The sequence below is a fragment of the Escherichia sp. WS547 genome (assembly GCF_046486065.1).
Taxonomy (GTDB): domain Bacteria; phylum Pseudomonadota; class Gammaproteobacteria; order Enterobacterales; family Enterobacteriaceae; genus Escherichia; species Escherichia coli.
Window position 1 is genome coordinate 22,754 of the sequence record NZ_JBJQMA010000022.1, and the last position, 22,966, is coordinate 45,719.

Annotated in this window: 19 protein-coding genes; 11 read left to right on the forward strand and 8 right to left on the reverse strand. The window is 50.2% G+C overall.

Annotated features, from left to right (window positions below; all coding sequences use genetic code 11):
- Positions 1-588: 588 nt before the first annotated feature.
- Positions 589-1,989: an asparagine--tRNA ligase gene (gene asnS, locus ACJHWK_RS18075; RefSeq protein ID WP_000117881.1), complete on the reverse strand. Its 1,401-nt coding sequence runs from the start codon at positions 1,987-1,989 to the stop codon at positions 589-591.
- A gap of 168 nt (positions 1,990-2,157) precedes the next feature.
- Positions 2,158-3,360: a nicotinate phosphoribosyltransferase gene (gene pncB / locus ACJHWK_RS18080; protein WP_001305916.1), complete on the reverse strand. Its 1,203-nt coding sequence runs from the start codon at positions 3,358-3,360 to the stop codon at positions 2,158-2,160.
- A gap of 265 nt (positions 3,361-3,625) precedes the next feature.
- On the opposite strand from pncB, the gene pepN reads away from it, so the two are divergent.
- On the forward strand, positions 3,626-6,238 hold the full coding sequence (gene pepN / locus ACJHWK_RS18085; RefSeq protein WP_000193813.1) for an aminopeptidase N: 2,613 nt from the start codon (positions 3,626-3,628) through the stop codon (positions 6,236-6,238).
- Positions 6,239-6,279: 41 nt separating this feature from the next.
- On the opposite strand, the gene ssuB is transcribed toward pepN, so the two are convergent.
- The 5 genes from ssuB to ssuE are packed head-to-tail and all read right to left on the reverse strand — an operon-like array spanning position 6,280 to position 10,516.
- A complete protein-coding gene (gene ssuB, locus ACJHWK_RS18090; protein ID WP_170886174.1) occupies positions 6,280-7,047 on the reverse strand; it encodes an aliphatic sulfonates ABC transporter ATP-binding protein in 768 nt (255 codons plus the stop codon).
- A complete protein-coding gene (gene ssuC, locus ACJHWK_RS18095) occupies positions 7,044-7,835 on the reverse strand; it encodes an aliphatic sulfonate ABC transporter permease SsuC (RefSeq protein ID WP_000235203.1) in 792 nt (263 codons plus the stop codon). Before ssuC ends, ssuB begins: the two co-directional genes overlap by 4 nt.
- Before the next feature lie 11 nt (positions 7,836-7,846).
- Complete coding sequence (gene ssuD / locus ACJHWK_RS18100; protein ID WP_001522775.1) at positions 7,847-8,992, reverse strand: FMNH2-dependent alkanesulfonate monooxygenase; 1,146 nt, start codon at positions 8,990-8,992, stop codon at positions 7,847-7,849.
- Complete coding sequence (ssuA, locus tag ACJHWK_RS18105) at positions 8,989-9,948, reverse strand: aliphatic sulfonate ABC transporter substrate-binding protein SsuA (protein WP_001522776.1); 960 nt, start codon at positions 9,946-9,948, stop codon at positions 8,989-8,991. The genes ssuD and ssuA overlap by 4 nt, the downstream gene beginning before the upstream one ends.
- The gene (gene ssuE / locus ACJHWK_RS18110; RefSeq protein ID WP_410234886.1) at positions 9,941-10,516 is read right to left on the reverse strand and encodes an NADPH-dependent FMN reductase; all 576 of its coding nucleotides are present in this window, start codon (positions 10,514-10,516) and stop codon (positions 9,941-9,943) included. Before ssuE ends, ssuA begins: the two co-directional genes overlap by 8 nt.
- 355 nt (positions 10,517-10,871) lie before the next feature.
- Between ssuE and ACJHWK_RS18115 the strand changes: the two genes are divergently transcribed.
- The 9 genes from ACJHWK_RS18115 (at position 10,872) to zapC (ending at position 19,498) form a co-directional block, all read left to right on the forward strand.
- Positions 10,872-11,411, forward strand: coding sequence for a fimbrial protein (locus tag ACJHWK_RS18115; RefSeq protein ID WP_000750296.1), 540 nt, complete (start codon positions 10,872-10,874; stop codon positions 11,409-11,411).
- Positions 11,412-11,493: 82 nt separating this feature from the next.
- Entirely contained in the window at positions 11,494-12,195 is a 702-nt protein-coding gene (locus ACJHWK_RS18120) for a molecular chaperone (RefSeq protein WP_001522784.1), read from the forward strand.
- Between the two features lie 24 nt (positions 12,196-12,219).
- A complete protein-coding gene (locus ACJHWK_RS18125; RefSeq protein ID WP_001522785.1) occupies positions 12,220-14,820 on the forward strand; it encodes a fimbrial biogenesis usher protein in 2,601 nt (866 codons plus the stop codon).
- Positions 14,811-15,881, forward strand: coding sequence for a fimbrial protein (locus tag ACJHWK_RS18130; protein WP_001522786.1), 1,071 nt, complete (start codon positions 14,811-14,813; stop codon positions 15,879-15,881). The genes ACJHWK_RS18125 and ACJHWK_RS18130 overlap by 10 nt, the downstream gene beginning before the upstream one ends.
- An 11-nt stretch (positions 15,882-15,892) precedes the next feature.
- A complete protein-coding gene (locus tag ACJHWK_RS18135; protein ID WP_000730623.1) occupies positions 15,893-16,435 on the forward strand; it encodes a fimbrial protein in 543 nt (180 codons plus the stop codon).
- 7 nt (positions 16,436-16,442) lie between these two features.
- Positions 16,443-16,958 (forward strand): fimbrial protein, encoded by a 516-nt coding sequence (locus tag ACJHWK_RS18140; protein WP_000919478.1) that lies wholly within the window; start codon positions 16,443-16,445, stop codon positions 16,956-16,958.
- Positions 16,924-17,661, forward strand: a complete 738-nt coding sequence (locus tag ACJHWK_RS18145; protein WP_162535656.1) for a fimbrial chaperone — start codon at positions 16,924-16,926, stop codon at positions 17,659-17,661. Before ACJHWK_RS18140 ends, ACJHWK_RS18145 begins: the two co-directional genes overlap by 35 nt.
- Positions 17,662-17,771: 110 nt before the next feature.
- Positions 17,772-18,782, forward strand: coding sequence for a quinone-dependent dihydroorotate dehydrogenase (pyrD, locus tag ACJHWK_RS18150; protein WP_001305914.1), 1,011 nt, complete (start codon positions 17,772-17,774; stop codon positions 18,780-18,782).
- Positions 18,783-18,955: 173 nt separating this feature from the next.
- Positions 18,956-19,498: a cell division protein ZapC gene (zapC, locus tag ACJHWK_RS18155; protein WP_001522798.1), complete on the forward strand. Its 543-nt coding sequence runs from the start codon at positions 18,956-18,958 to the stop codon at positions 19,496-19,498.
- Here the strand turns inward: zapC and ycbX are convergent.
- Complete coding sequence (gene ycbX, locus ACJHWK_RS18160; protein WP_001522800.1) at positions 19,495-20,604, reverse strand: 6-N-hydroxylaminopurine resistance protein YcbX; 1,110 nt, start codon at positions 20,602-20,604, stop codon at positions 19,495-19,497. The two genes, zapC and ycbX, sit on opposite strands and share 4 nt — an antisense overlap.
- Before the next feature lie 243 nt (positions 20,605-20,847).
- Between ycbX and rlmKL the strand changes: the two genes are divergently transcribed.
- Positions 20,848-22,956 carry a bifunctional 23S rRNA (guanine(2069)-N(7))-methyltransferase RlmK/23S rRNA (guanine(2445)-N(2))-methyltransferase RlmL gene (rlmKL, locus tag ACJHWK_RS18165; protein WP_021523056.1) on the forward strand — a complete coding sequence of 703 codons (2,109 nt, stop codon included), beginning with the start codon at positions 20,848-20,850 and terminating at the stop codon, positions 22,954-22,956.
- The last annotated feature ends 10 nt before the right edge of the window (positions 22,957-22,966 follow it).

Consider the following 22,966-nt stretch of genomic DNA (forward strand, 5'->3'; position numbering starts at 1 on the left):
ATGGTTTTTTTTATGACACCTGCCACTGCCGTCAATAAGTTCTGTCAATAAAAATTTACGGAACTATTGATGAGAGTTTGGTGTCTTTATGTGTCTGCAGGCATCTTTCCATTCAAACTAACGTTTCGCTACCGTGAAAGTGCTACAAAGATAAAGATTTGGTTTCAAAAAGAAAAAATATGTAACAAAAAGTAAAATTTAAGGAACTTTGTGAACACCGTCATATTTCCATAGAAGCGTGATGATATTTACAGCAATATTTATCTATTTATATGATTTCCTTATATTTAAATTAACTAAACGGAAATTTTGTTTCTGATGGAAACTTTATCGACCTGGCACTAAATCCTCGTTCAGACATCCAGAACGCCAAAAAATAGTATGAAAATTGTGCTATCAGCTAAGAAAAAACTAATCCGCAATAAGAATGCGGATTATTTTTTGTGCGCAAATGTTGCAGTGTAATATTCCGTAACAGGATGATCGTTATGGTGGGGTTGCAAATAGATTGCTTGACTTAACAAACAGATAACTTGACAGAAAGGATAAAAAAAGAGCCAGCGGGCGCTGGCTCTTGAAGACGCTAAATTAGAAGCTGGCGTTACGCGGAGTACGTGGGAACGGAATCACATCACGCACGTTTTGCACGCCAGTTACGTAAGCAATCAGGCGTTCAAAACCAAGACCGAAACCGGAATGCGGAACAGTACCGTAGCGACGCAGATCGCGATACCACCAGTAATCTTCTTTGTTCAGGCCCATTTCCAGCATACGCTCGTCCAGCACGTCCAGACGCTCTTCACGCTGGGAGCCACCAATGATCTCACCGATGCCCGGAGCCAGAACGTCCATAGCCGCAACGGTTTTACCGTCTTCGTTAAGGCGCATATAGAACGCTTTAATATCTTTCGGATAGTTTTTAACCACTACCGGTGCTTTAAAGTGTTCTTCCGCCAGATAACGCTCATGCTCAGAAGAGAGATCAACGCCCCAGTAAACCGGGTTTTCAAACTTCCTGCCGCAGTTTTCGAGAATGGTCACTGCGTCGGTGTAATCCACCTGCGCAAAATCGGCTTCAATGAAGCGTTCCAGACGTGAAACGGCATCTTTATCTACGCGTTCAGCGAAGAATTTCATGTCGTCAGCGCGTTCTTCGAGAACCGCTTTGAAGACATATTTCAGCATGGCTTCAGCCAGACCCGCGATATCGTTCAGGTTAGCAAACGCCACTTCCGGCTCCAGCATCCAGAATTCCGCCAGGTGACGGCTGGTGTTGGAGTTTTCAGCACGGAAAGTCGGGCCGAAGGTATAAATTTTGGACAATGCGCAAGCGTAGGTTTCGCCGTTCAACTGGCCAGATACGGTCAGGAAAGACTCTTTACCAAAGAAGTCTTTGTCGAAATCCACTTTGCCCTGATCGTTACGCGGCAGGTTTTCCAGATCCAGCGTAGAAACGCGGAACATTTCGCCAGCCCCTTCGGTATCAGACGCAGTAATCAGTGGCGTTGAAACCCAGAAGAATCCCTGCTCGTTAAAGAAGCGATGCAGCGCCTGCGCCAGCGTATGGCGAACGCGCGCGACGGCACCAATCAGGTTTGTGCGCGGACGCAGGTGAGCGACTTCACGCAGATACTCAATGCTGTGGCGTTTTGCCGCCATCGGGTAAGTGTCTGGATCTTCAACCCAACCAGCAACTTCAACCTTGCTGGCCTGAATTTCAAATTGTTGCCCCTGGCCCGGCGATGCCACGACTTTACCCGTCACAATGACCGAGCAACCGGTGGTCAGACGCAGGACGTCTTCATTGTAATTGGGCAGAGAATTATTGATGACAGCCTGTACAGGATCAAAGCAGGAACCGTCATAAACGGCGAGGAAGGAGATGCCAGCTTTTGAATCTCGGCGGGTACGTACCCATCCGCGCACGGTGACTTCGCTGTCAACGGCTACGCGGCCCTGGAGTACGTCGGCTACAGGCACAACGCTCATAATATTCTCTCTGTTAATAGTCGGAAAAAATAAACACTTGTCCACCCGTAAATGGGGGGATACCTATGTTACCTGGCATCTGCAATCAGACAAGCAGAATTCGCAAATGCAGCGAAAGATTTCGGAATTAAAGGTAAAAAAAGGGAGCCGATTAGCTCCCTGATGATATTAACTGGCTTTTTTAATATGCGGAAGGTCGAACGCTTTGCGCAGCGCCCGAACAAACGCTTTATCGTGGCAGATAGTTTTGCCAGGGCTGTCAGAAAGTTTCGCCACTGGTTTACCGTTACACTCTACCAACTTAATGACAATATTCAGGGGTTTTACCTGGGGGATATCGCAGGTCAGGCGAGTCCCAATACCAAAACTTAATTGCACGCGGGAAGAGAAGTGGCGGTATAGCTCAACCGCTTTGCGTAAATCCAGATTGTCAGAGAAAACCAGCGTTTTACTCTGTGGATCAATTCCCAGCTTCTCATAATGTGCAATGGCTTTTTCACCCCATTCAACCGGGTCGCCGGAGTCATGACGCAGGCCCTGATAGCGACTGGCGAACTCGACACCGAAATCACGCAGGAAAGCATCCATAGTGATGCAGTCGGTTAATGCAATGCCAAGTTGGTCGGGATATTCTTCCAGCCAGGCAGCAAGTGCAGCTCGCTGGCTGTTGGCTAGATCCGGGCTGATTTGCTGATGCGCCTGGAACCATTCGTGTGCCTGTGTTCCCATCGGCGTGAGGGAAAGCCGACGCGCCAGATCGTAGTTGCTGGTGCCCACGAACCAGGATTCCTGTTGCAGACGTTTCACGATGGTTTCTTGTACTTCACGAGAAAAACGTCGGCGGGTGCCAAAATCCATCAGATGGAAGCGCGACATATCAAGACCGGCGGTTAATGCCGAGAAGTCGGCTAATTTGCTTTCCAGCGTGTCGAGGGCTTGCGCAACGTCGGCCTGCGGTGAGCGATAGCGATGTACCATTTCACTGATAACCGCCAGCAAAGGAACTTCCCAGAGGATGACTTCACGCCACGGGCCGCTTAAACGAATATCCAGCTTGCCATTATCGTTGGACACGGTGACTTGTTCCGGGTTAAAGCGGAACTCGCGTAGCCAGTTAAGATAGTCGGCCTTAAAGAAAGGCAGGGCTGAGAGCCATTGATATTCATCATCCTGCAGGCGCAGGTGCTGCATCGCCTGAACCTGTTCACGAATAGCATCGGCATAAATACCCAGCAGATCGTCACCTCGGCAACGAAACTCCGCCGCGACATGCACATCGTAATAGTGATGAAACACGGCTTGCTGCATATGCAACTTATAAGCATCTGTATCCAGCAACGAGTGCAGAACAGGAGAAGCGAATTGTGTCATAGGTGCGCAGTAGCGTCCTCGTACAGGAGCGTTTAGTACAATAAACATCTTCAGGAACTGCTGGAGTATACCTTGTTTCGCAATTTATTGAACCCCGATCACACCATATGCCACCTTTCTGGTCGATGGCATTACGCGGTGCATGTTATAAAAATGTAGCAATAAAGGCGTTTGTACCTGAAAAGATGAAGATTCTGCATAGCGCGATTTACGCAACAGGAATAGACTGAACACCAGACTCTATAAAAGATGCTAAAGGTTATTTATGACTCAACAGCCACAAGCCAAATACCGTCACGATTATCGTGCGCCGGATTACCAGATTACTGATATTGACTTGACCTTTGACCTGGACGCGCAAAAGACGGTCGTTACCGCGGTCAGCCAGGCTGTCCGTCATGGTGCATCAGATGCTCCGCTTCGTCTTGATGGCGAAGATCTTAAACTGGTTTCTGTTCATATTAATGATGAGCCTTGGACCGCCTGGAAAGAAGAAGAGGGCGCACTGGTCATCAGTAATTTGCCGGAGCGTTTTACGCTTAAGATCGTTAATGAAATTAGCCCGGCGACGAATACCGCGCTGGAAGGGCTTTATCAGTCAGGCGATGCGCTTTGCACTCAGTGTGAAGCCGAAGGTTTCCGCCATATTACGTATTATCTTGACCGCCCGGACGTACTGGCGCGTTTTACCACCAAAATTATTGCCGATAAAACCAAATATCCCTTCCTGCTTTCCAACGGTAACCGCGTTGCGCAAGGCGAACTGGAAAACGGACGTCATTGGGTACAGTGGCAGGACCCGTTCCCGAAACCGTGCTACCTGTTTGCGTTGGTGGCAGGCGACTTCGACGTGCTGCGCGACACCTTCACCACGCGTTCTGGTCGCGAAGTTGCGCTGGAGCTGTACGTCGATCGCGGCAACCTTGATCGTGCGCCGTGGGCGATGACCTCGCTGAAAAACTCCATGAAATGGGATGAAGAACGCTTCGGCCTGGAGTATGACCTCGACATCTATATGATCGTCGCGGTGGATTTCTTCAATATGGGCGCAATGGAGAATAAAGGTCTGAATATCTTTAACTCCAAATATGTGCTGGCCCGTACCGACACCGCCACCGATAAAGATTACCTCGATATTGAGCGTGTTATTGGTCACGAATATTTCCACAACTGGACCGGTAACCGTGTGACCTGCCGCGACTGGTTCCAGCTCAGCCTGAAAGAAGGTTTAACCGTGTTCCGCGATCAGGAGTTCAGCTCTGACCTTGGTTCCCGCGCGGTAAACCGTATCAACAACGTGCGCACCATGCGCGGATTGCAGTTTGCGGAAGACGCCAGCCCGATGGCGCACCCGATCCGCCCGGATATGGTCATTGAGATGAACAACTTCTACACCCTGACCGTTTACGAGAAGGGCGCGGAAGTGATTCGCATGATCCACACCCTGCTGGGCGAAGAAAACTTCCAGAAAGGGATGCAGCTTTATTTCGAGCGTCATGATGGTAGTGCAGCGACCTGTGACGACTTTGTGCAGGCGATGGAAGATGCATCGAATGTCGATCTCTCTCATTTCCGCCGTTGGTACAGCCAGTCCGGTACGCCGGTTGTGACCGTCAAAGACGACTACAATCCAGAAACCGAGCAGTACACCCTGACCATCAGCCAGCGCACGCCAGCTACGCCGGATCAGGCAGAAAAACAGCCGCTGCATATTCCGTTTGCCATCGAACTGTATGATAACGAAGGCAAAGTGATCCCGTTGCAGAAAGGCGGTCATCCGGTCAATTCGGTGCTGAACGTCACCCAGGCGGAACAGACCTTTGTCTTTGATAATGTCTACTTCCAGCCGGTGCCTGCGCTGCTGTGCGAATTCTCTGCGCCAGTGAAACTGGAATATAAGTGGAGCGATCAGCAACTGACCTTCCTGATGCGTCATGCGCGTAATGATTTCTCCCGCTGGGATGCGGCGCAAAGCCTGCTGGCAACCTACATCAAGCTGAACGTCGCGCGTCATCAGCAAGGGCAGCCGCTGTCTCTGCCGGTGCATGTGGCTGACGCTTTCCGCGCGGTGCTGCTTGATGAGAAGATTGATCCGGCACTGGCGGCAGAAATCCTGACGCTGCCTTCCGTCAATGAAATGGCAGAACTGTTCGATATCATCGACCCGATTGCTATTGCTGAAGTACGCGAAGCACTCACTCGTACTCTGGCGACTGAACTGGCGGATGAGCTACTGGCTATTTACAACGCGAATTACCAGAGCGAGTACCGTGTTGAGCATGAAGATATTGCAAAACGCACTCTGCGTAATGCCTGCCTGCGCTTCCTTGCTTTTGGTGAAACGCATCTGGCTGACGTGCTGGTGAGCAAGCAATACCATGAAGCAAACAATATGACCGATGCGCTGGCAGCGCTTTCTGCGGCGGTTGCTGCACAGCTGCCTTGCCGTGACGCGCTGATGCAGGAGTACGACGACAAGTGGCATCAGGATGGTCTGGTGATGGATAAATGGTTTATCCTGCAAGCCACCAGCCCGGCGGCGAATGTGCTGGAGACGGTGCGTGGCCTGTTGCAGCATCGCTCATTTACCATGAGCAACCCGAACCGTATTCGTTCGTTGATTGGTGCGTTTGCGGGCAGCAACCCGGCAGCGTTCCATGCCGAAGATGGCAGCGGTTACCAGTTCCTGGTGGAAATGCTAACCGATCTCAACAGCCGTAACCCGCAGGTGGCTTCACGCCTGATTGAGCCGCTGATTCGCCTGAAACGTTACGATGCCAAACGTCAGGAGAAAATGCGCGCGGCGCTGGAGCAGTTGAAAGGGCTGGAAAATCTCTCTGGCGATCTGTACGAGAAGATAACTAAAGCACTGGCTTGATAAATAACCGAATGGCGGCAATAGCGCCGCCATTCGGGAATTTACCCCTGTTTTCTCAGGCGAGTTTCAGATTCACCACGCTGCATCACCCGTTGCAACACTTCCGCTTCCAGCTCCGCTAATCGCACCGACCCTAACCGGCGCGGACGGGGGATATCCACCGTCAAATCCAGACCAATTTTTCCCTCTTCAATTAACAACACCCGGTCAGCCATTGCTACCGCTTCGCTCACATCATGCGTCACCAACAGTACGGTAAAGCCGTGCTCCTGCCAAAGTGACACAATCAAATCCTGCATATCGAGCCGAGTCAGGGCGTCCAGCGCCCCGAGCGGTTCATCAAGCAATAATAAACCCGGTCGATGAATCAACGCTCTTGCCAGCGCCACTCGCTGTTTCTGCCCGCCTGAAAGTGCGGCAGGCCATTCCCCTGCGCGATTCTCCAGTCCTACTGCAGCCAACGCCCGACGCGCGGCATCGCGCCACTGGCCTTTAAGGCCTAACCCAACGTTATCAATCACCGATTTCCACGGCAGCAGACGCGCATCCTGAAACATCATTCGCGTGTCTTCCTGAATCTCAGCCAGCGGTGTGGTGCCCGCTAACACATCGCCAGCGGTTGGCGTTTCCAGACCTGCCAGCAGGCGCAGCAGGGTACTTTTGCCACCACCGCTGCGGCCCACCACCGCCACAAACTGACCAGCCGGAATATGTAAATCCAGTTGGTTCAGGACGATATTTTCCGCGTAATGTTTGCTTACTGCATTGAGCAACAATGGTGTGCCCTGGTTCAGACGAGCAGTATTCATACCGTGGCCTCCTTCAAATGATAAGCCGGGTTCCAGCGCAACCAGAGGCGCTCTAACAGCTGCGCGCTGACGTCAGCCAGTTTGCCGAGCAGGGCGTAAAGAATAATGGCGACTACCACCACGTCCGTTTGCAAAAACTCCCGCGCATTCATCGCCAGATAACCAATGCCGGAATTGGCAGAAATGGTTTCGGCAACAATCAACGTCAGCCACATCAGGCCCAATGCAAAACGCACGCCGACCATAATTGAGGGCAGGGCACCAGGCAGGATCACATGGATAAACAGCGGTATGCCGGATAATCCATAGCTACGCGCCATTTCCACCAACCCGCGATCGATATTACGGATGCCGTGCCAGGTGTTGATATAAATGGGGAATAGCGTGCCGAGCGCCACCAGAAAGATTTTTGCGGATTCATCAATGCCAAACCACAAAATCACCAGCGGGATCAGCGCCAGATGCGGCACGTTGCGCAACATCTGAATGGAGGTATCCAGCAGCCGTTCTCCCCAGCGCGACAGCCCGCTAATCAGTCCCAGAATCAAGCCCAGCGATCCGCCAATTGAAAAGCCAATGAGCGCCCGCCAGGAGCTGATCGCCAGGTGCTGCCACAATTCGCCGCTGGCGGAGAGCGTCCAGAACGCCGTCACCACTCCTTCCGGAGAGGGCAAAATACGCGTCGACAGCCAGCCAACTGAGGAGGCCAGTTGCCACACCGCCACGATGCCCACCGGTAAAAACCAGGGGGCAACGCGCAATAACCACTTTTTCACTGGCGTTGCCATTATCGTGTTCCTTAGCTTTGCGCGACTTTACGGGGGATAAAATCATTTGCCACCGCTTCGCCTTGCGGATTCAGCGGCTGCGGCTGGGGAATTTCCGGGATGGCGACATCCAGATGCGGGAACAGCAATTCGCCAACCCGATACGCTTCTTCCAGATGCGGGTAGCCCGAAAGCACAAAACTGTCGATGCCAAGTGCAGCGTATTCGTTGATTCGCGCGGCGACCGTCGGACCATCGCCCACCAGCGCCGTCCCGGCACCGCCGCGCACTAAGCCAACGCCCGCCCATAAATTGGGGCTGATCTCCAGATTGTCGCGCTTGCCGTTATGTAACGCCGCCATCCGCTGTTGTCCTACGGAATCCGTCCGGGCGAATGCGGCTTGTGCTTTGGCGATAGTCTCATCATCAAGATGCGAGATTAACCGCTCGGCGGCCTGCCACGCTTCGTCGTTGGTTTCACGAACAATCACATGCAGACGAATACCGAAACGAATTTTGCGTCCATGCGCGGCAGCTTTCGCCCGCACTTGTTCGATTTTCTCTTTAACCAGTTCCGGCGGTTCGCCCCAGGTGAGGTAGAGATCAACTTGTTCTGCCGCCAGCTCCTGGGCGACGTCTGACGATCCGCCAAAGTAAAGCGGAGGATACGGCTGTTGAATCGGCGGGAAGAGCAGTTTTGCTCCGCGCACATGAATATGTTTGCCGTTGAAATCGACGGTTTCTCCCAGCAATAAACGCCGCCAAACCTGGGTAAATTCCGCCGAGGCTTCGTAGCGCTCGCTATGATCAAGGAACACGCCGTCGCCTGCCAGTTCTTGTGGATCGCTGCCTGTGACCAGGTTAAACAACGCACGACCATTCGAGAGACGGTCAAGCGTGGCGGCCTGGCGGGCGGCAACGGTAGGTGATGTCACACTGGGGCGCAGGGCGACAAGAAACTTCAGCCGCTGCGTCACTGGGATCATCGACGCCGCCACCAGCCACGCATCTTCGCAGGAGCGCCCCGTTGGGATCAGCACACCGGTATAGCCCAGGCGATCCGCCGCTTGCGCAATTTGTTGCAGATAACCGTGATCAACCTGGCGTGAACCTTCTTCCGTTCCCAGATAATGCCCGTCACCGTGGGTCGGTAAAAACCAGAACATATTCAGACTCATAATTGTTTTCCTTCCAGTTGAGTGGGCTGCCAGATACGCTGGCGAATATCGACTTTTTTCGGCACCAGACGGTTTTCATAAAACAGATCTGCCGTTTGCTGCTGTAAGGCGGCAACTTCGGCGTTAACCGGTTTGATGGTGGTGGGAGGGCGATGATCCAGATACGAGGCAATCACCGGGGCTGGTAAGCCCATCGTTTTTGCCAATAAGGCGATGCTTTGCTCGCGCTGGCTGCGGGTTAACGCATCGGCCTCACTAAAGGTTGCCAGTACACCCTGAATAAATGCGCCGTTTTTTTCTGCATACGGACGGGCAGCCAGATAAAACGATCCGGTCTGATTGAGATCGGTGCCGTCTTTTAGCACCCGCACGCCGCCCTGTAATAATGCAGCGGAGTAGTAGGGATCCCAGATAGCCCATGCGTCGACGTTACCTTGCTGGAACGCGGCGCGGGCATCAGCGGGTGTCAGGTAAGTGGGTTGTATATCGGTAAACTTAAGCCCGGCCTGGCGTAGTGCGCGTAGTAAAAGATTGTGCGAACTGGAACCTTTCTGAAAGGCAACTTTGTGACCTTTAAGATCGGCTACGGTTTTGATCGGGCTGTTTTCTGCCACCAGAATCACTTCGGCTTTGGGCTTCGGCGGCTCGACGCCCACGTATACCAAATCAGCCCCGGCGGCCTGAGCAAAGATTGGCGGAATATCCCCGGTACTGCCGAGATCAATACTGCCAACGTTTAACGCCTCCAGCATCTGTGGGCCAGCCGGGAACTCCACCCAGGAGATTTTTGTTTGCGGATAGCGTTTTTCCAGCATTTGGTAATTTTTCGCCAGCACCGAACTGATGTTGCTTTTCTGATAGCCAATCCGTAACGCCTCTGGCGAAGACTCCGCGGCAACAGCAAGTGTAGAGACGCTAAGTAATCCCGCCAGCGCTAGTTTAATGATCTTACGCATGGGCATTACCTCGCAGAGACAGAAGATCGGGAACCTGAACATCGCGGCGGTGCAACGCCTGCCAGAAAGTTTCCAGCGCGGTATCAAGACGGGTTTGCAGATTTGGCGTGAACTGCGGCTTGTGGTGGTAATCAATCACCTGTGAGTCATCGGCAAACACGCCGTGCAGGATCTCCTGGGCTTTCAGCGCACTTAAAACTGGCTTAAGGGCATAATCGACCGCCAGCAGATGGGCCACCGTACCGCCCGTCGCCAGCGGTAGCACCACTTTGCCTTGCAACGCACGTTCTGGCAGCAGGTCGAGCAGGGTTTTTAGCGCACCGGAATAGGCGGCTTTATACACAGGCGTGGCGACAATCAGCCCGTCAGTCTGTTGCAACTGTTCGGTGAAGGTATTGAGTGCCGGACTATCGAAACGAGCATAAAGCAGATCTTCCGGGGCGAAGTTTTGCAGATTCCAGTGATAAACCTCTACATCCAGGCCATTCAGTTTTTCCCGCGCATATTCCAGCAAGGAGCTGGAGCGAGAAGGAAAGCGAGGACTACCCGCCAGGGTGATGACACGCATACTCTCTCCTTATAACCAATTGTTCTTGTTTTGTTAACATTGATAACAATTCGGTCAGTCTGTCGGAGAGACAAGAAAATGCCAAATATAAATTTTGTGTATCTTTTTCTAAAAATGAACTAAGGATTGAGGGATATGTATCACGTGTATTTATTTATTGGATATTCAATAAATGTTGAATCAATGAATTACTCGTTCAGGTAATAAGTAAATATTCATGAAATCTATAAATTAAAAATTTGTCACTTATTGGATTAAGGATGCTTGATTTAAATGGCGGGCAATTGTTGTTATTATTAAGTCCAATGTCATTTAAAGGCATTATCATATTTACGAAGAGATCAGGATGATGACGATGAAAAAAAGTGTATTGACGGCGTTTATAACTGTGGTATGTGCAACGTCCAGCGTTATGGCTGCTGATGATAATGCTATCACGGATGGCTCAGTAACATTTAATGGTAAAGTTATTGCTCCAGCTTGTACTCTGGTCGCTGCGACGAAAGATTCCGTGGTGACTTTGCCAGATGTTAGTGCCACGAAGTTGCAAACCAATGGTCAGGTTTCTGGCGTGCAAACTGATGTGCCAATTGAATTAAAAGATTGTGATACTACCGTAACAAAAAATGCAACGTTCACCTTTAATGGCACTGCGGATACTACTCAGATTACAGCGTTTGCTAACCAGGCCTCATCTGATGCTGCTACAAACGTGGCCCTGCAAATGTATATGAATGATGGTACAACGGCCATCACGCCAGACACAGAAACCGGGAACATTTTGTTGCAAGATGGAGATCAGACGTTGACTTTTAAAGTTGATTATATCGCTACGGGGAAAGCGACTTCTGGTAATGTGAATGCGGTAACAAATTTCCATATTAACTATTATTAATAGAACTCATTAATTGTTTTATTAATTAGTACCCCTCCAGTGTTCTGGAGGGGATATTCATATTTTTTAAGAGTGACTATTTATGAAAACTTGCATAACAAAGGGAATTGTGACCGTAAGTTTAACGGCAATATTACTCAGCTGCTCATCCGCATGGGCGGCAGGTAAAGGCGGGATTGGACTTGCAGCAACACGTCTTGTTTATTCAGAAGGTGAAGAGCAAATTTCACTGGGTGTACGTAACACCAGTCCGGATGTTCCTTATCTTATTCAGTCATGGGTGATGACCCCAGATAATAAAAAATCAGCAGACTTTATTATTACACCACCGCTATTTGTGCTGAATCCGGCTAATGAGAATCTGTTACGCATTATGTACATTGGTGCGCCGTTGGCGAAAGACAGAGAAACCCTTTTCTTCACTAGCGTACGGGCAGTCCCTTCAACAACGAAGCGGGAAGAGGGAAATACCCTGAAGATTGCCACACAAAGCGTCATCAAACTTTTCTGGCGACCAAAAGGTTTAGCGTATCCCTTAGGCGAGGCTCCGGCGAAACTGCGTTGCACTTCGTCAGCTGACATGGTTACGGTCAGTAACCCAACACCTTATTTCATTACCCTGACAGACCTGAAAATAGGTGGAAAAGTAGTTAAAAATCAAATGATTTCCCCCTTTGATAAATACCAATTTCCTCTGCCAAAGGGTGCTCAAAACAGTAGCGTAACGTACCGAACCATCAATGACTACGGGGCGGAAACGCCGCAACTCAACTGTAAATCGTAAGCCGTCTTCAGTTAAGAGAGCGAGATGCCTAGAACTCACCGACAACACAGCCTGTTAACCTCTGGTGGAGTGCCATCGTTTATTGGTGGGCTGGTGGTGTTTGTGTCGGCGGCGTTCAATGCACAAGCTGAAACCTGGTTCGATCCCGCCTTTTTCAAAGATGATCCCTCAATGGTGGCCGATTTGTCCCGTTTCGAAAGAGGGCAAAAAATAACGCCAGGGGTTTATCGTGTCGATATTGTTCTGAATCAGACAATGGTAGATACGCGCAACGTTAATTTTGTTGAGATAACGCCAGAGAAGGGGATTGCCGCCTGTTTGACGACTGAAAGCCTGGATGCAATGGGCGTGAATACTGATGCATTTCCGGCTTTTAAACAACTGGACAAACAAGCGTGTGCGCCATTGGCAGAGATTATTCCGGATGCCAGCGTAACCTTTGATGTGAATAAACTCCGTCTGGAAATTTCAGTACCGCAAATTGCTATAAAAAGTAACGCCCGTGGCTATGTTCCCCCTGAACGCTGGGATGAAGGGATCAACGCATTATTACTGGGATATTCTTTTAGCGGGGCCAACAGTATTCATAGCAGTTCAGATAGTGATTCCACAGATAGCTATTTTTTGAATTTAAACAGTGGCGTGAATTTAGGTCCGTGGCGATTGCGCAATAATTCCACATGGAGTCGTAGTAGCGGGCAAACCGCAGAATGGAAGAATCTCAGCAGCTATTTGCAGCGGGCGGTTATTCCTCTGAAAGGCGAACTGACCGTTGGTGATGATTATACCGCAGGCGATTTTTTCGACAGCGTCAGCTTTCGTGGCGTACAGCTGGCGTCAGATGACAACATGCTGCCAGACAGCCTGAAAGGGTTTGCGCCTGTGGTGCGTGGTATCGCCAAAAGCAATGCCCAGATAACGATTAAGCAAAACGGCTACACCATTTACCAAACTTATGTCTCGCCAGGTGCTTTTGAGATTAGTGATCTCTACTCCACGTCGTCGAGCGGTGATTTGCTGGTTGAAATAAAAGAAGCTGACGGCAGCATCAATAGTTACAGCGTGCCCTTTTCCAGTGTGCCATTACTCCAGCGTCAGGGGAGAATCAAATACGCGGTGACGCTGGCGAAATACAGAACCAATAGTAATGATCAGCAAGAAAGTAAATTTGCTCAGGCCACGCTGCAATGGGGCGGACCGTGGGGAACGACCTGGTATGGCGGTGGACAATATGCTGAATATTACCGTGCTGCTATGTTGGGGCTGGGTTTTAACCTCGGCGATTTCGGAGCGATTTCGTTCGACGCGACCCAGGCGAAAAGTACACTGGCAGACCAAAGTGAACATAAAGGGCAGTCATATCGTTTTCTGTATGCCAAAACGCTCAACCATTTGGGCACTAACTTTCAATTGATGGGCTATCGCTATTCGACGTCGGGCTTCTACACCCTTTCCGACACCATGTATAAACACATGGATGGCTACGAATTTAATGACGGTGATGATGAAGATACGCCGATGTGGTCGCGTTATTACAATTTGTTTTACACCAAACGTGGCAAACTGCAGGTCAATATCTCCCAGCAATTAGGCGATTACGGTTCGTTTTATTTAAGTGGTAGCCAGCAAACATACTGGCATACCGATCAACAGGATCGGCTATTACAGTTTGGCTACAACACGCAAATTAAAGATCTCTCACTGGGCGTTTCCTGGAACTACAGTAAGTCCCGTGGTCAACCTGATGCTGATCAAGTATTTGCACTTAATTTTTCCCTGCCGCTCAATCTGTTGCTCCCCAGAAGTAATGATAGCTATACCAGGAAAAAAAATTACGCATGGATGACCTCTAATACCAGTATCGATAACGAAGGGCACACTACACAAAATCTTGGTTTAACGGAGACACTGCTCGATGACGGTAACCTGAGCTACAGCGTGCAACAGGGATATAACAGCGAGGGGGAAACGGCGAATGGTAGCGCCAGCATGGACTACAAAGGGGCGTTTGCGGATGCCCGAGTGGGCTACAACTACAGCGATAACGGTAGCCAACAACAACTTAACTACGCCCTTTCAGGCAGTTTAGTTGCTCATTCACGGGGCATTACCCTGGGGCAATCTCTGGGGGAAACCAACGTTCTGATTGCAGCACCAGGCGCGGAAAATACTCGTGTGGCGAATAGCACCGGGCTGAAAACTGACTGGCGCGGATATACCGTTGTTCCCTATGCCACTTCTTATCGTGAAAATCGAATCGTACTTGATGCTGCATCGTTAAAACGTAACGTGGATCTTGAAAATGCAGTAGTAAATGTAGTTCCCACCAAAGGGGCGTTGGTTCTGGCGGAGTTTAATGCCCATGCGGGGGGAAGGGTATTAATGAAAACATCAACGCAGGGTATACCGCTGCGTTTTGGCGCGATAGCGACGCTGGACGGCGTACAGACTAATAGCGGCATAATTGATGATGATGGCTCGCTCTATATGGCGGGTTTACCGGCGAAGGGAACAATAACCGTGCGCTGGGGCGAAGCACCCGATCAAATTTGTCATATCAGTTACCAGCTTACCGAACAACAAATTAACGCTGCGATTACGCGAATGGATGCCATATGCAGATAATCTTTGGAGAAAAATGCGTGTCATTACTACGACTATTTTTTGCCGCCGTCTTAATGCTATGGTGCGCTCAAACCGCTGCTTATAGCGGGCAGTGTCATACCACTCAGGGGAATCCCTATATTGGCGTCAATTTTGGCGTTAAAACCCTGGAGGAAGAAGAAAATACTGCAGGGGTAGTTAAAGACAAATTTTATCAGTGGAACGAATCGAATGATTATTATGTTTCCTGTGATTGCGATAAAGACAATGTCAGAAGTGGCCGATGGGCATTCGCCGCGGATTCACCGTTAGTCTATTTAGGCGACAACTGGTACAAAATTAATGACTATCTTGCCGCCAAAGTTTTATTGCAGGTTAAAGGCAGTTCTCCTACTGCGGTTCCTTTTGAAAACGTGGGCACAGGGGCAGATACCCGGTGGCATATTTGTGACCCCGGCGGTCAACGTTTAGGCGGCCAGGGGGCTAGCGGTAATAGCGGTAGCTTTTCCCTGAAAATATTGCAGCCGTTCGTTGGTTCGGTCGTCATTCCTCCTATGGCGCTGGCGCGATTATTTGAATGCTACAACATACCCGCAGGTGATTCCTGCACGACTACAGGTACACCGGTTTTAGTGTATTACCTGTCTGGTACGATCAATTCACTTGGCTCATGTTCCGTCAATGCCGGAGAGACAATCGAAGTCGATCTGGGCGACGTATTTGCGGCTAACTTTCGTGTTGTAGGGCATAAGCCTCTTGGGGCCAGAACGGCAGAACTTGCAGTCCCAGTCAGGTGTAACACGGGAAACGAAGGGTTAGTTAACGTCAACCTGAGTCTGACGGCAACCTCAGACCCCAGCTATCCCCAGGCGATTAAGACGTCACGTCCTGGCGTGGGCGTTGTGGTGACCGATAGCCAGAACAACATTATTTCCCCGGCGGGTGGAACACTACCGCTCTCTATTCCTGATGATGCAGACAGTATCGCGCGAATGAATGTCTATCCGGTCAGCACGACAGGCGTACCACCAGAAACCGGGCGATTTGAAGCCACGGCAACGGTGAGAATAAATTTTGATTAACGCGTGAACGTATGAAGAAAAAAACAATATTTCAGTACGTTATCTTGTTCTTTAGCTTTCTTAACACCCATGTCGGGATGGCTGGGCCTGAGCAAGTCAGTATGCATATTTATGGTAATGTGGTCGATCAGGGCTGTGATGTTGCCACCAAAAGCGCATTACAAAATATTCATATTGGCGATTTTAATATCAGTGATTTTCAGGCTGCGAATACCGTAAGCACAGCTGCTGATTTGAATATCGATATCACCGGTTGTGCCGCTGGTATTACTGGCGCGGACGTCCTTTTTAGCGGCGAGGCTGACACCCTTGCGCCGACACTACTCAAACTAACTGACACAGGCGGAAGCGGTGGTATGGCAACGGGGATTGCCGTGCAAATTCTTGATGCGCAAAGTCAGCAAGAAATCCCGCTCAATCAGGTCCAGCCTCTTACGCCCTTAAAAGCGGGGGATAACACACTCAAATATCAACTTCGCTATAAGTCCACAAAGGCGGGGGCTACGGGCGGTAATGCGACGGCGGTTCTCTATTTTGATCTGGTTTACCAGTGAAGGAGTGATGTTGAAACGGATAATCTGGATTCTGTGCTTACTGGGTTTAACGGGGAGTTGTGAGCTATTTGCCCATGATGGCACGGTCAACATCAGCGGATCGTTTCGCCGTAATACATGCGTGCTGGCACAGGATAGCAAGCAAATCAATGTGCAGTTAGGCGATGTCTCGCTGACACGTTTTTCTCATGGGAACTATGGCCCGGAGAAATCTTTCATCATTAATTTGCAGGATTGCGGAACAGATGTCAGCACGGTTGACGTTACCTTTTCAGGAACACCCGACGGAATGCAGAGCGAAATGCTGTCCATTGAAAGTGGTACGGATGCAGCCAGCGGGCTGGCAATTGCGATTCTGGATGATGCGAAAATATTGATTCCGCTTAACCAGGCAAGTAAAGACTACAGCTTACATAGCGGTAAGGTGCCATTAACTTTTTATGCGCAATTGCGACCTGTTAATAGCGATGTGCAGTCGGGTAAAGTGAATGCCAGCGCGACATTTGTACTTCATTATGACTAATACGTGGAACAGATTGACGCTCGCGATTTTTGCCGTTTTATCGCTGCTGGTGGCGGGGAAATTGCAGGCAGGAGTGGTGGTTGGCGGAACGCGATTTATCTTCCCGGCAGACAGAGAATCGATATCTATTTCACTGACTAATACCAGTCAGGAATCCTGGCTTATTAACAGTAAAATCAATCGCCCAACGCGTTGGGCCGGGGGGGAAGCGTCGACAGTGCCAGCACCATTACTGGCCGCGCCGCCACTTATTCTCCTTAAGCCCGGTACTACAGGCACATTGCGCTTGCTGAGAACGGAAAGCGACATCTTGCCTGTGGATCGCGAAACGCTATTTGAGTTAAGCATTGCCAGCGTACCATCCGGCAAAGTTGAAAATCAGAGCGTAAAAGTGGCGATGCGCTCGATATTTAAACTGTTCTGGCGACCCGAAGGTTTGCCGGGCGACCCGCTGGAAGCTTATCAACAATTACGCTGGACACGGAATTCGCAGGGTGTACAACTCACTAACCCAACGCCTTACTACATTAACCTGATTCAGGTGAGCGTAAATGGTAAAGCGTTAAGTAATGCGGGAGTTGTGCCACCTAAAAGCCAGCGTCAGACAAGCTGGTGTCAGACAATAGCACCGTGTCATGTCGCCTGGCGGACGATAAATGATTACGGCGGGTTGAGTGCAAAGAAGGAGCAAAATCTGCTCTGAAACAGGCTCGGAAAACGTTTGCGCTTTTTTTGCCACAGGTCAATTCCCTTTTGGTCCGAACTCGCACATAATACGCCCCCGGTTTGCACACCGGGAATCCAGGAGAGTTCATGTACTACCCCTTCGTTCGTAAAGCCCTTTTCCAGCTCGATCCAGAGCGCGCTCATGAGTTTACTTTTCAGCAATTACGCCGCATTACCGGAACGCCGTTTGAAGCACTGGTGCGGCAGAAAGTGCCTGCGAAACCTGTTAACTGCATGGGCCTGACGTTTAAAAATCCGCTTGGTCTGGCAGCCGGTCTTGATAAAGACGGGGAGTGCATTGACGCGTTAGGCGCGATGGGATTTGGATCGATCGAGATCGGTACCGTCACGCCACGTCCACAGCCAGGTAATGACAAGCCGCGTCTCTTTCGTCTGGTAGATGCCGAAGGTTTGATCAACCGTATGGGCTTTAATAATCTTGGCGTTGATAACCTCGTAGAGAACGTAAAAAAAGCCCATTATGATGGCGTCCTGGGTATTAACATCGGCAAAAATAAAGATACGCCGGTGGAGCAGGGTAAAGATGACTATCTGATTTGTATGGAAAAAATCTATGCTTATGCGGGATATATCGCCATCAATATTTCATCGCCGAATACCCCAGGACTACGCACACTGCAATATGGCGAAGCGCTGGATGATCTCTTAACCGCGATTAAAAATAAGCAAAATGATTTGCAAGCGATGCACCATAAATATGTGCCGATCGCAGTGAAGATCGCGCCGGATCTTTCTGAAGAAGAATTGATCCAGGTTGCCGATAGTTTAGTTCGCCATAATATTGATGGCGTTATTGCAACCAATACCACTCTCGATCGTTCTCTGGTTCAGGGAATGAAAAATTGCGATCAAACCGGTGGCTTAAGTGGTCGTCCGCTTCAGTTAAAAAGCACAGAAATTATTCGCCGCTTGTCACAGGAATTAAACGGTCGCTTACCGATCATCGGTGTTGGCGGCATTGACTCGGTTATCGCTGCGCGTGAAAAGATTGCTGCGGGGGCCTCACTGGTGCAAATTTATTCTGGTTTTATTTTTAAAGGTCCGCCGCTGATTAAAGAAATCGTTACCCATATCTAATTATTTCTTCGAATTCCTCTTTATAAGATAATCAGGGCTTTATTTTAAGCCCTGGTTGTTTTATATTCATCGCTGTTGCTTATTTAGACATTTTGTACTTTTATTGTTGAGGTTATTAAGCGAAGCGACAATGGATTGTGTTGCTGCGGTTTTATAGGGTAGGGGAGAGGCAGATGCGAATTAAACCAGACGATAACTGGCGTTGGTATTACGATGAAGAGCACGATCGAATGATGCTCGATTTAGCCAATGGTATGCTATTTCGCTCACGTTTTGAGCGCAAAATGTTGACTCCAGATGCCTTTTCTCCCGCAGGCTTTTGCGTTGACGATGCTGCGCTCTATTTCTCGTTTGAAGAAAAGTGCCGCGATTTTAATTTATCTAAAGAACAAAAAGCCGAACTGGTGCTGAATGCACTGGTAGCAATTCGTTATCTCAAACCGCAAATGCCGAAAAGCTGGCATTTTGTTTCCCATGGAGAAATGTGGGTGCCCATGCCGGGCGATGCGGCCTGCGTTTGGTTGAGCGATACTCACGAGCAAGTCAATTTGCTGGTCGTTGAATCTGGCGAAAATGCCGCGCTATGTCTGCTAGCCCAACCCTGCGTTGTTATTGCGGGTCGCGCGATGCAGTTGGGCGACGCCATTAAAATCATGAACGACAGGCTGAAACCGCAGGTGAATGTTGACAGCTTCAGCCTCGAACAGGCAGTCTAACGCGCCAACTTAAGTGCAGTCTTCGGTACACAGCTACAGCAAAGAATGGTGCCATCATCGCCCATTGCTGATTTTTTCAGCGGCGTGACTTCGCCTTCTAAAAGCTGAACACGGCAACTTCCACAAATGCCCGCGCGGCAAGAATAAGGGATACGAATTCCCTGATTTTCTAATTGCTCCAGCAACACCTGCTGGTTATTTCCACGAAATGCCTGTCCCTGCCAGTCAATATCTACATTTGCGTCCGGTTGTTGCGTGATGTTGACGGTATCATCAGCGGCGGCTGCGCCGTAAATTTTAGCCGGAGCCGTTGCCAGAATTTCCACCTCATCGCCAATGCGAATTACGCCGCTATTACGGGCAATTAAATTCTGGCCAAAATCGACATCGCCGTTATCCTGGGCAGTGCGGAAAGATTGCAATGTTTTTAATGGTTCGCCTGCCGGATGTTTTTGCCCTTTTTCTGGGCTGACGGTGGTGAAAATACAGCGGCTACAAGGTTTAACCACATCAAACACCACATCACCAATACGAATCACTTTCCAGCTATCTTCTTCCCAGGCTGACGCGCCGGAAACCACCAGATTAGGGCGGAATTGCTCCATTTTTACACTGGCCGGACAACGTTGTTGGAGATCACGTAACGAGGCTTCGTTAGCAAGAAGGTAAGGATAGCCATCAGCAAATGACAGGGGTACAGTGTTGTGGCGTTTCACGCGCCGCGTCATTTGTGGCCCCACCCAGCGCAACTGCACTTCGCGGGAGAAAAATCCACTTAGCCATTTGTTGATCGCGTCTGGCGCAATTCGCGCGGTAAAATGTGTGCCCCAAACTTCGGTTGGTGCGTCTTGTGTGGCGAAATCAGCAAAACGAACATATGCGCTACTGCCATCTGGTGCGGTGAGATGCAAGCCATCATGCACAGGTGAAGGAGTAAACCGTACCATTTGCGGAAACTGGCGAGCGGTAATAAACGTACCGTCAGGTTCCGTGATCATAAAGATGCGATCGAAGGCCAGACCACTGACATCTGCCAGAGCATGTGTAAGACCAATGCCGCGCATCGATTTAACAGGATGAATAAAAAGCCGGGTTAATGTCGCCACGGTGCGGTCCTCAAATGAAAATAAGCCCTCAACTTTATGACATGACGCGCTTATTAGCTATAATGCGCAACAATTTTCTTAGCGCCTGTCCCATTAGGCTATTTTATTTGTCAGTTTGGCCCAGGGAAGTGCTCGAAATCCTCACGTACTTGTGTACGCTCCGGTTTCTCCGCGCTGTCCATGTCCAGACTGACTGCAACAATTACGCCTACTGCGGTAGGCTCTTAGAGTAAAAGTGACGATATGAATTCTCTGTTTGCCAGTACGGCCCGTGGGCTGGAAGAGCTGTTAAAAACTGAACTGGAAAACCTGGGGGCCGTTGAATGCCAGGTGGTTCAGGGTGGGGTCCATTTCAAGGGCGACACACGGCTTGTTTACCAGAGCCTGATGTGGAGCCGCCTGGCCTCGCGTATTATGTTGCCGCTGGGCGAGTGTAAGGTTTACAGCGATTTAGACCTCTATCTCGGTGTTCAGGCGATCAACTGGACAGAGATGTTTAATCCTGGCGCGACCTTCGCTGTCCACTTCAGTGGTTTGAATGACACCATCCGCAACAGTCAGTACGGTGCGATGAAAGTGAAAGACGCGATTGTCGATGCTTTCACGCGGAAAAATCTGCCGCGTCCAAATGTTGATCGCGATGCGCCGGATATCCGCGTTAACGTCTGGCTGCATAAAGAAACCGCCAGTATCGCCCTTGATCTCAGTGGTGATGGTTTACATCTGCGTGGCTATCGCGATCGTGCTGGTATTGCGCCGATCAAAGAAACCCTGGCAGCCGCTATTGTGATGCGATCCGGCTGGCAGCCAGGAACACCGCTGCTCGATCCGATGTGTGGTTCCGGTACGTTGCTGATTGAAGCGGCGATGCTGGCGACCGATCGCGCACCAGGCTTGCACCGTGGGCGTTGGGGCTTTAGCGGCTGGGCGCAGCATGATGAAGCTATCTGGCAGGAAGTGAAAGCGGAAGCGCAAACTCGCGCCCGTAAAGGTCTGGCTGAGTACAACTCTCATTTATACGGTTCCGACAGCGACGCACGGGTGATTCAACGTGCGCGCACTAACGCCCGTCTTGCGGGGATTGGTGAACTGATCACCTTTGAGGTGAAAGATGTCGCGCAACTGACCAATCCGCTGCCGAAAGGGCCGTACGGTACAGTGTTGAGCAACCCGCCATACGGTGAACGTCTGGACAGCGAACCGGCGCTGATTGCGCTGCATAGTCTGCTGGGCCGAATCATGAAAAACCAGTTCGGTGGCTGGAATCTCTCTTTGTTTAGTGCCTCGCCGGATCTGTTAAGTTGCCTGCAGTTGCGTGCAGACAAACAGTACAAAGCGAAAAACGGTCCATTAGACTGCGTGCAGAAAAATTACCACGTTGCCGAAAGCACACCAGACAGCAAACCGGCAATGGTGGCAGAAGACTACGCCAACCGTCTGCGTAAGAACCTCAAAAAATTCGAGAAGTGGGCGCGTCAGGAAGGCATTGAATGCTACCGCCTGTACGACGCCGATCTACCGGAATACAACGTTGCAGTTGACCGTTATGCCGACTGGGTGGTGGTGCAGGAGTATGCGCCGCCAAAAACTATTGATGCGCACAAAGCGCGTCAGCGTCTGTTCGATATTATCGCTGCAACCATTTCGGTACTGGGGATTGCGCCAAACAAACTGGTGCTGAAAACCCGTGAACGCCAGAAGGGCAAAAATCAGTACCAGAAACTGGGCGAGAAGGGCGAGTTTCTCGAAGTCACCGAATATAACGCTCACTTGTGGGTGAACCTGACGGATTACCTCGATACCGGTCTGTTCCTCGATCACCGTATCGCCCGTCGTATGCTCGGTCAGATGAGCAAAGGCAAAGATTTCCTCAACCTGTTCTCTTATACCGGCAGCGCCACCGTGCACGCGGGATTAGGCGGTGCACGCAGCACCACCACCGTGGATATGTCGCGTACTTATCTGGAGTGGGCAGAACGCAACCTGCGTCTGAATGGCCTAACCGGGCGTGCGCATCGCCTGATTCAGGCCGATTGCCTGGCGTGGCTGCGTGAGGCAAATGAACAGTTCGATCTGATCTTTATCGATCCACCAACCTTCTCTAACTCAAAACGAATGGAAGATGCGTTTGATGTTCAGCGCGATCATCTGGCGCTGATGAAAGATTTGAAACGTCTGCTGCGTGCTGGTGGGACGATCATGTTCTCGAACAACAAACGTGGCTTCCGTATGGATCTTGACGGACTGGCAAAACTGGGACTGAAAGCACAAGAAATTACGCAAAAAACGCTCTCCCAGGATTTCGCCCGAAACCGCCAGATCCACAACTGCTGGCTGATTACCGCAGCCTGAAAGGAATAGT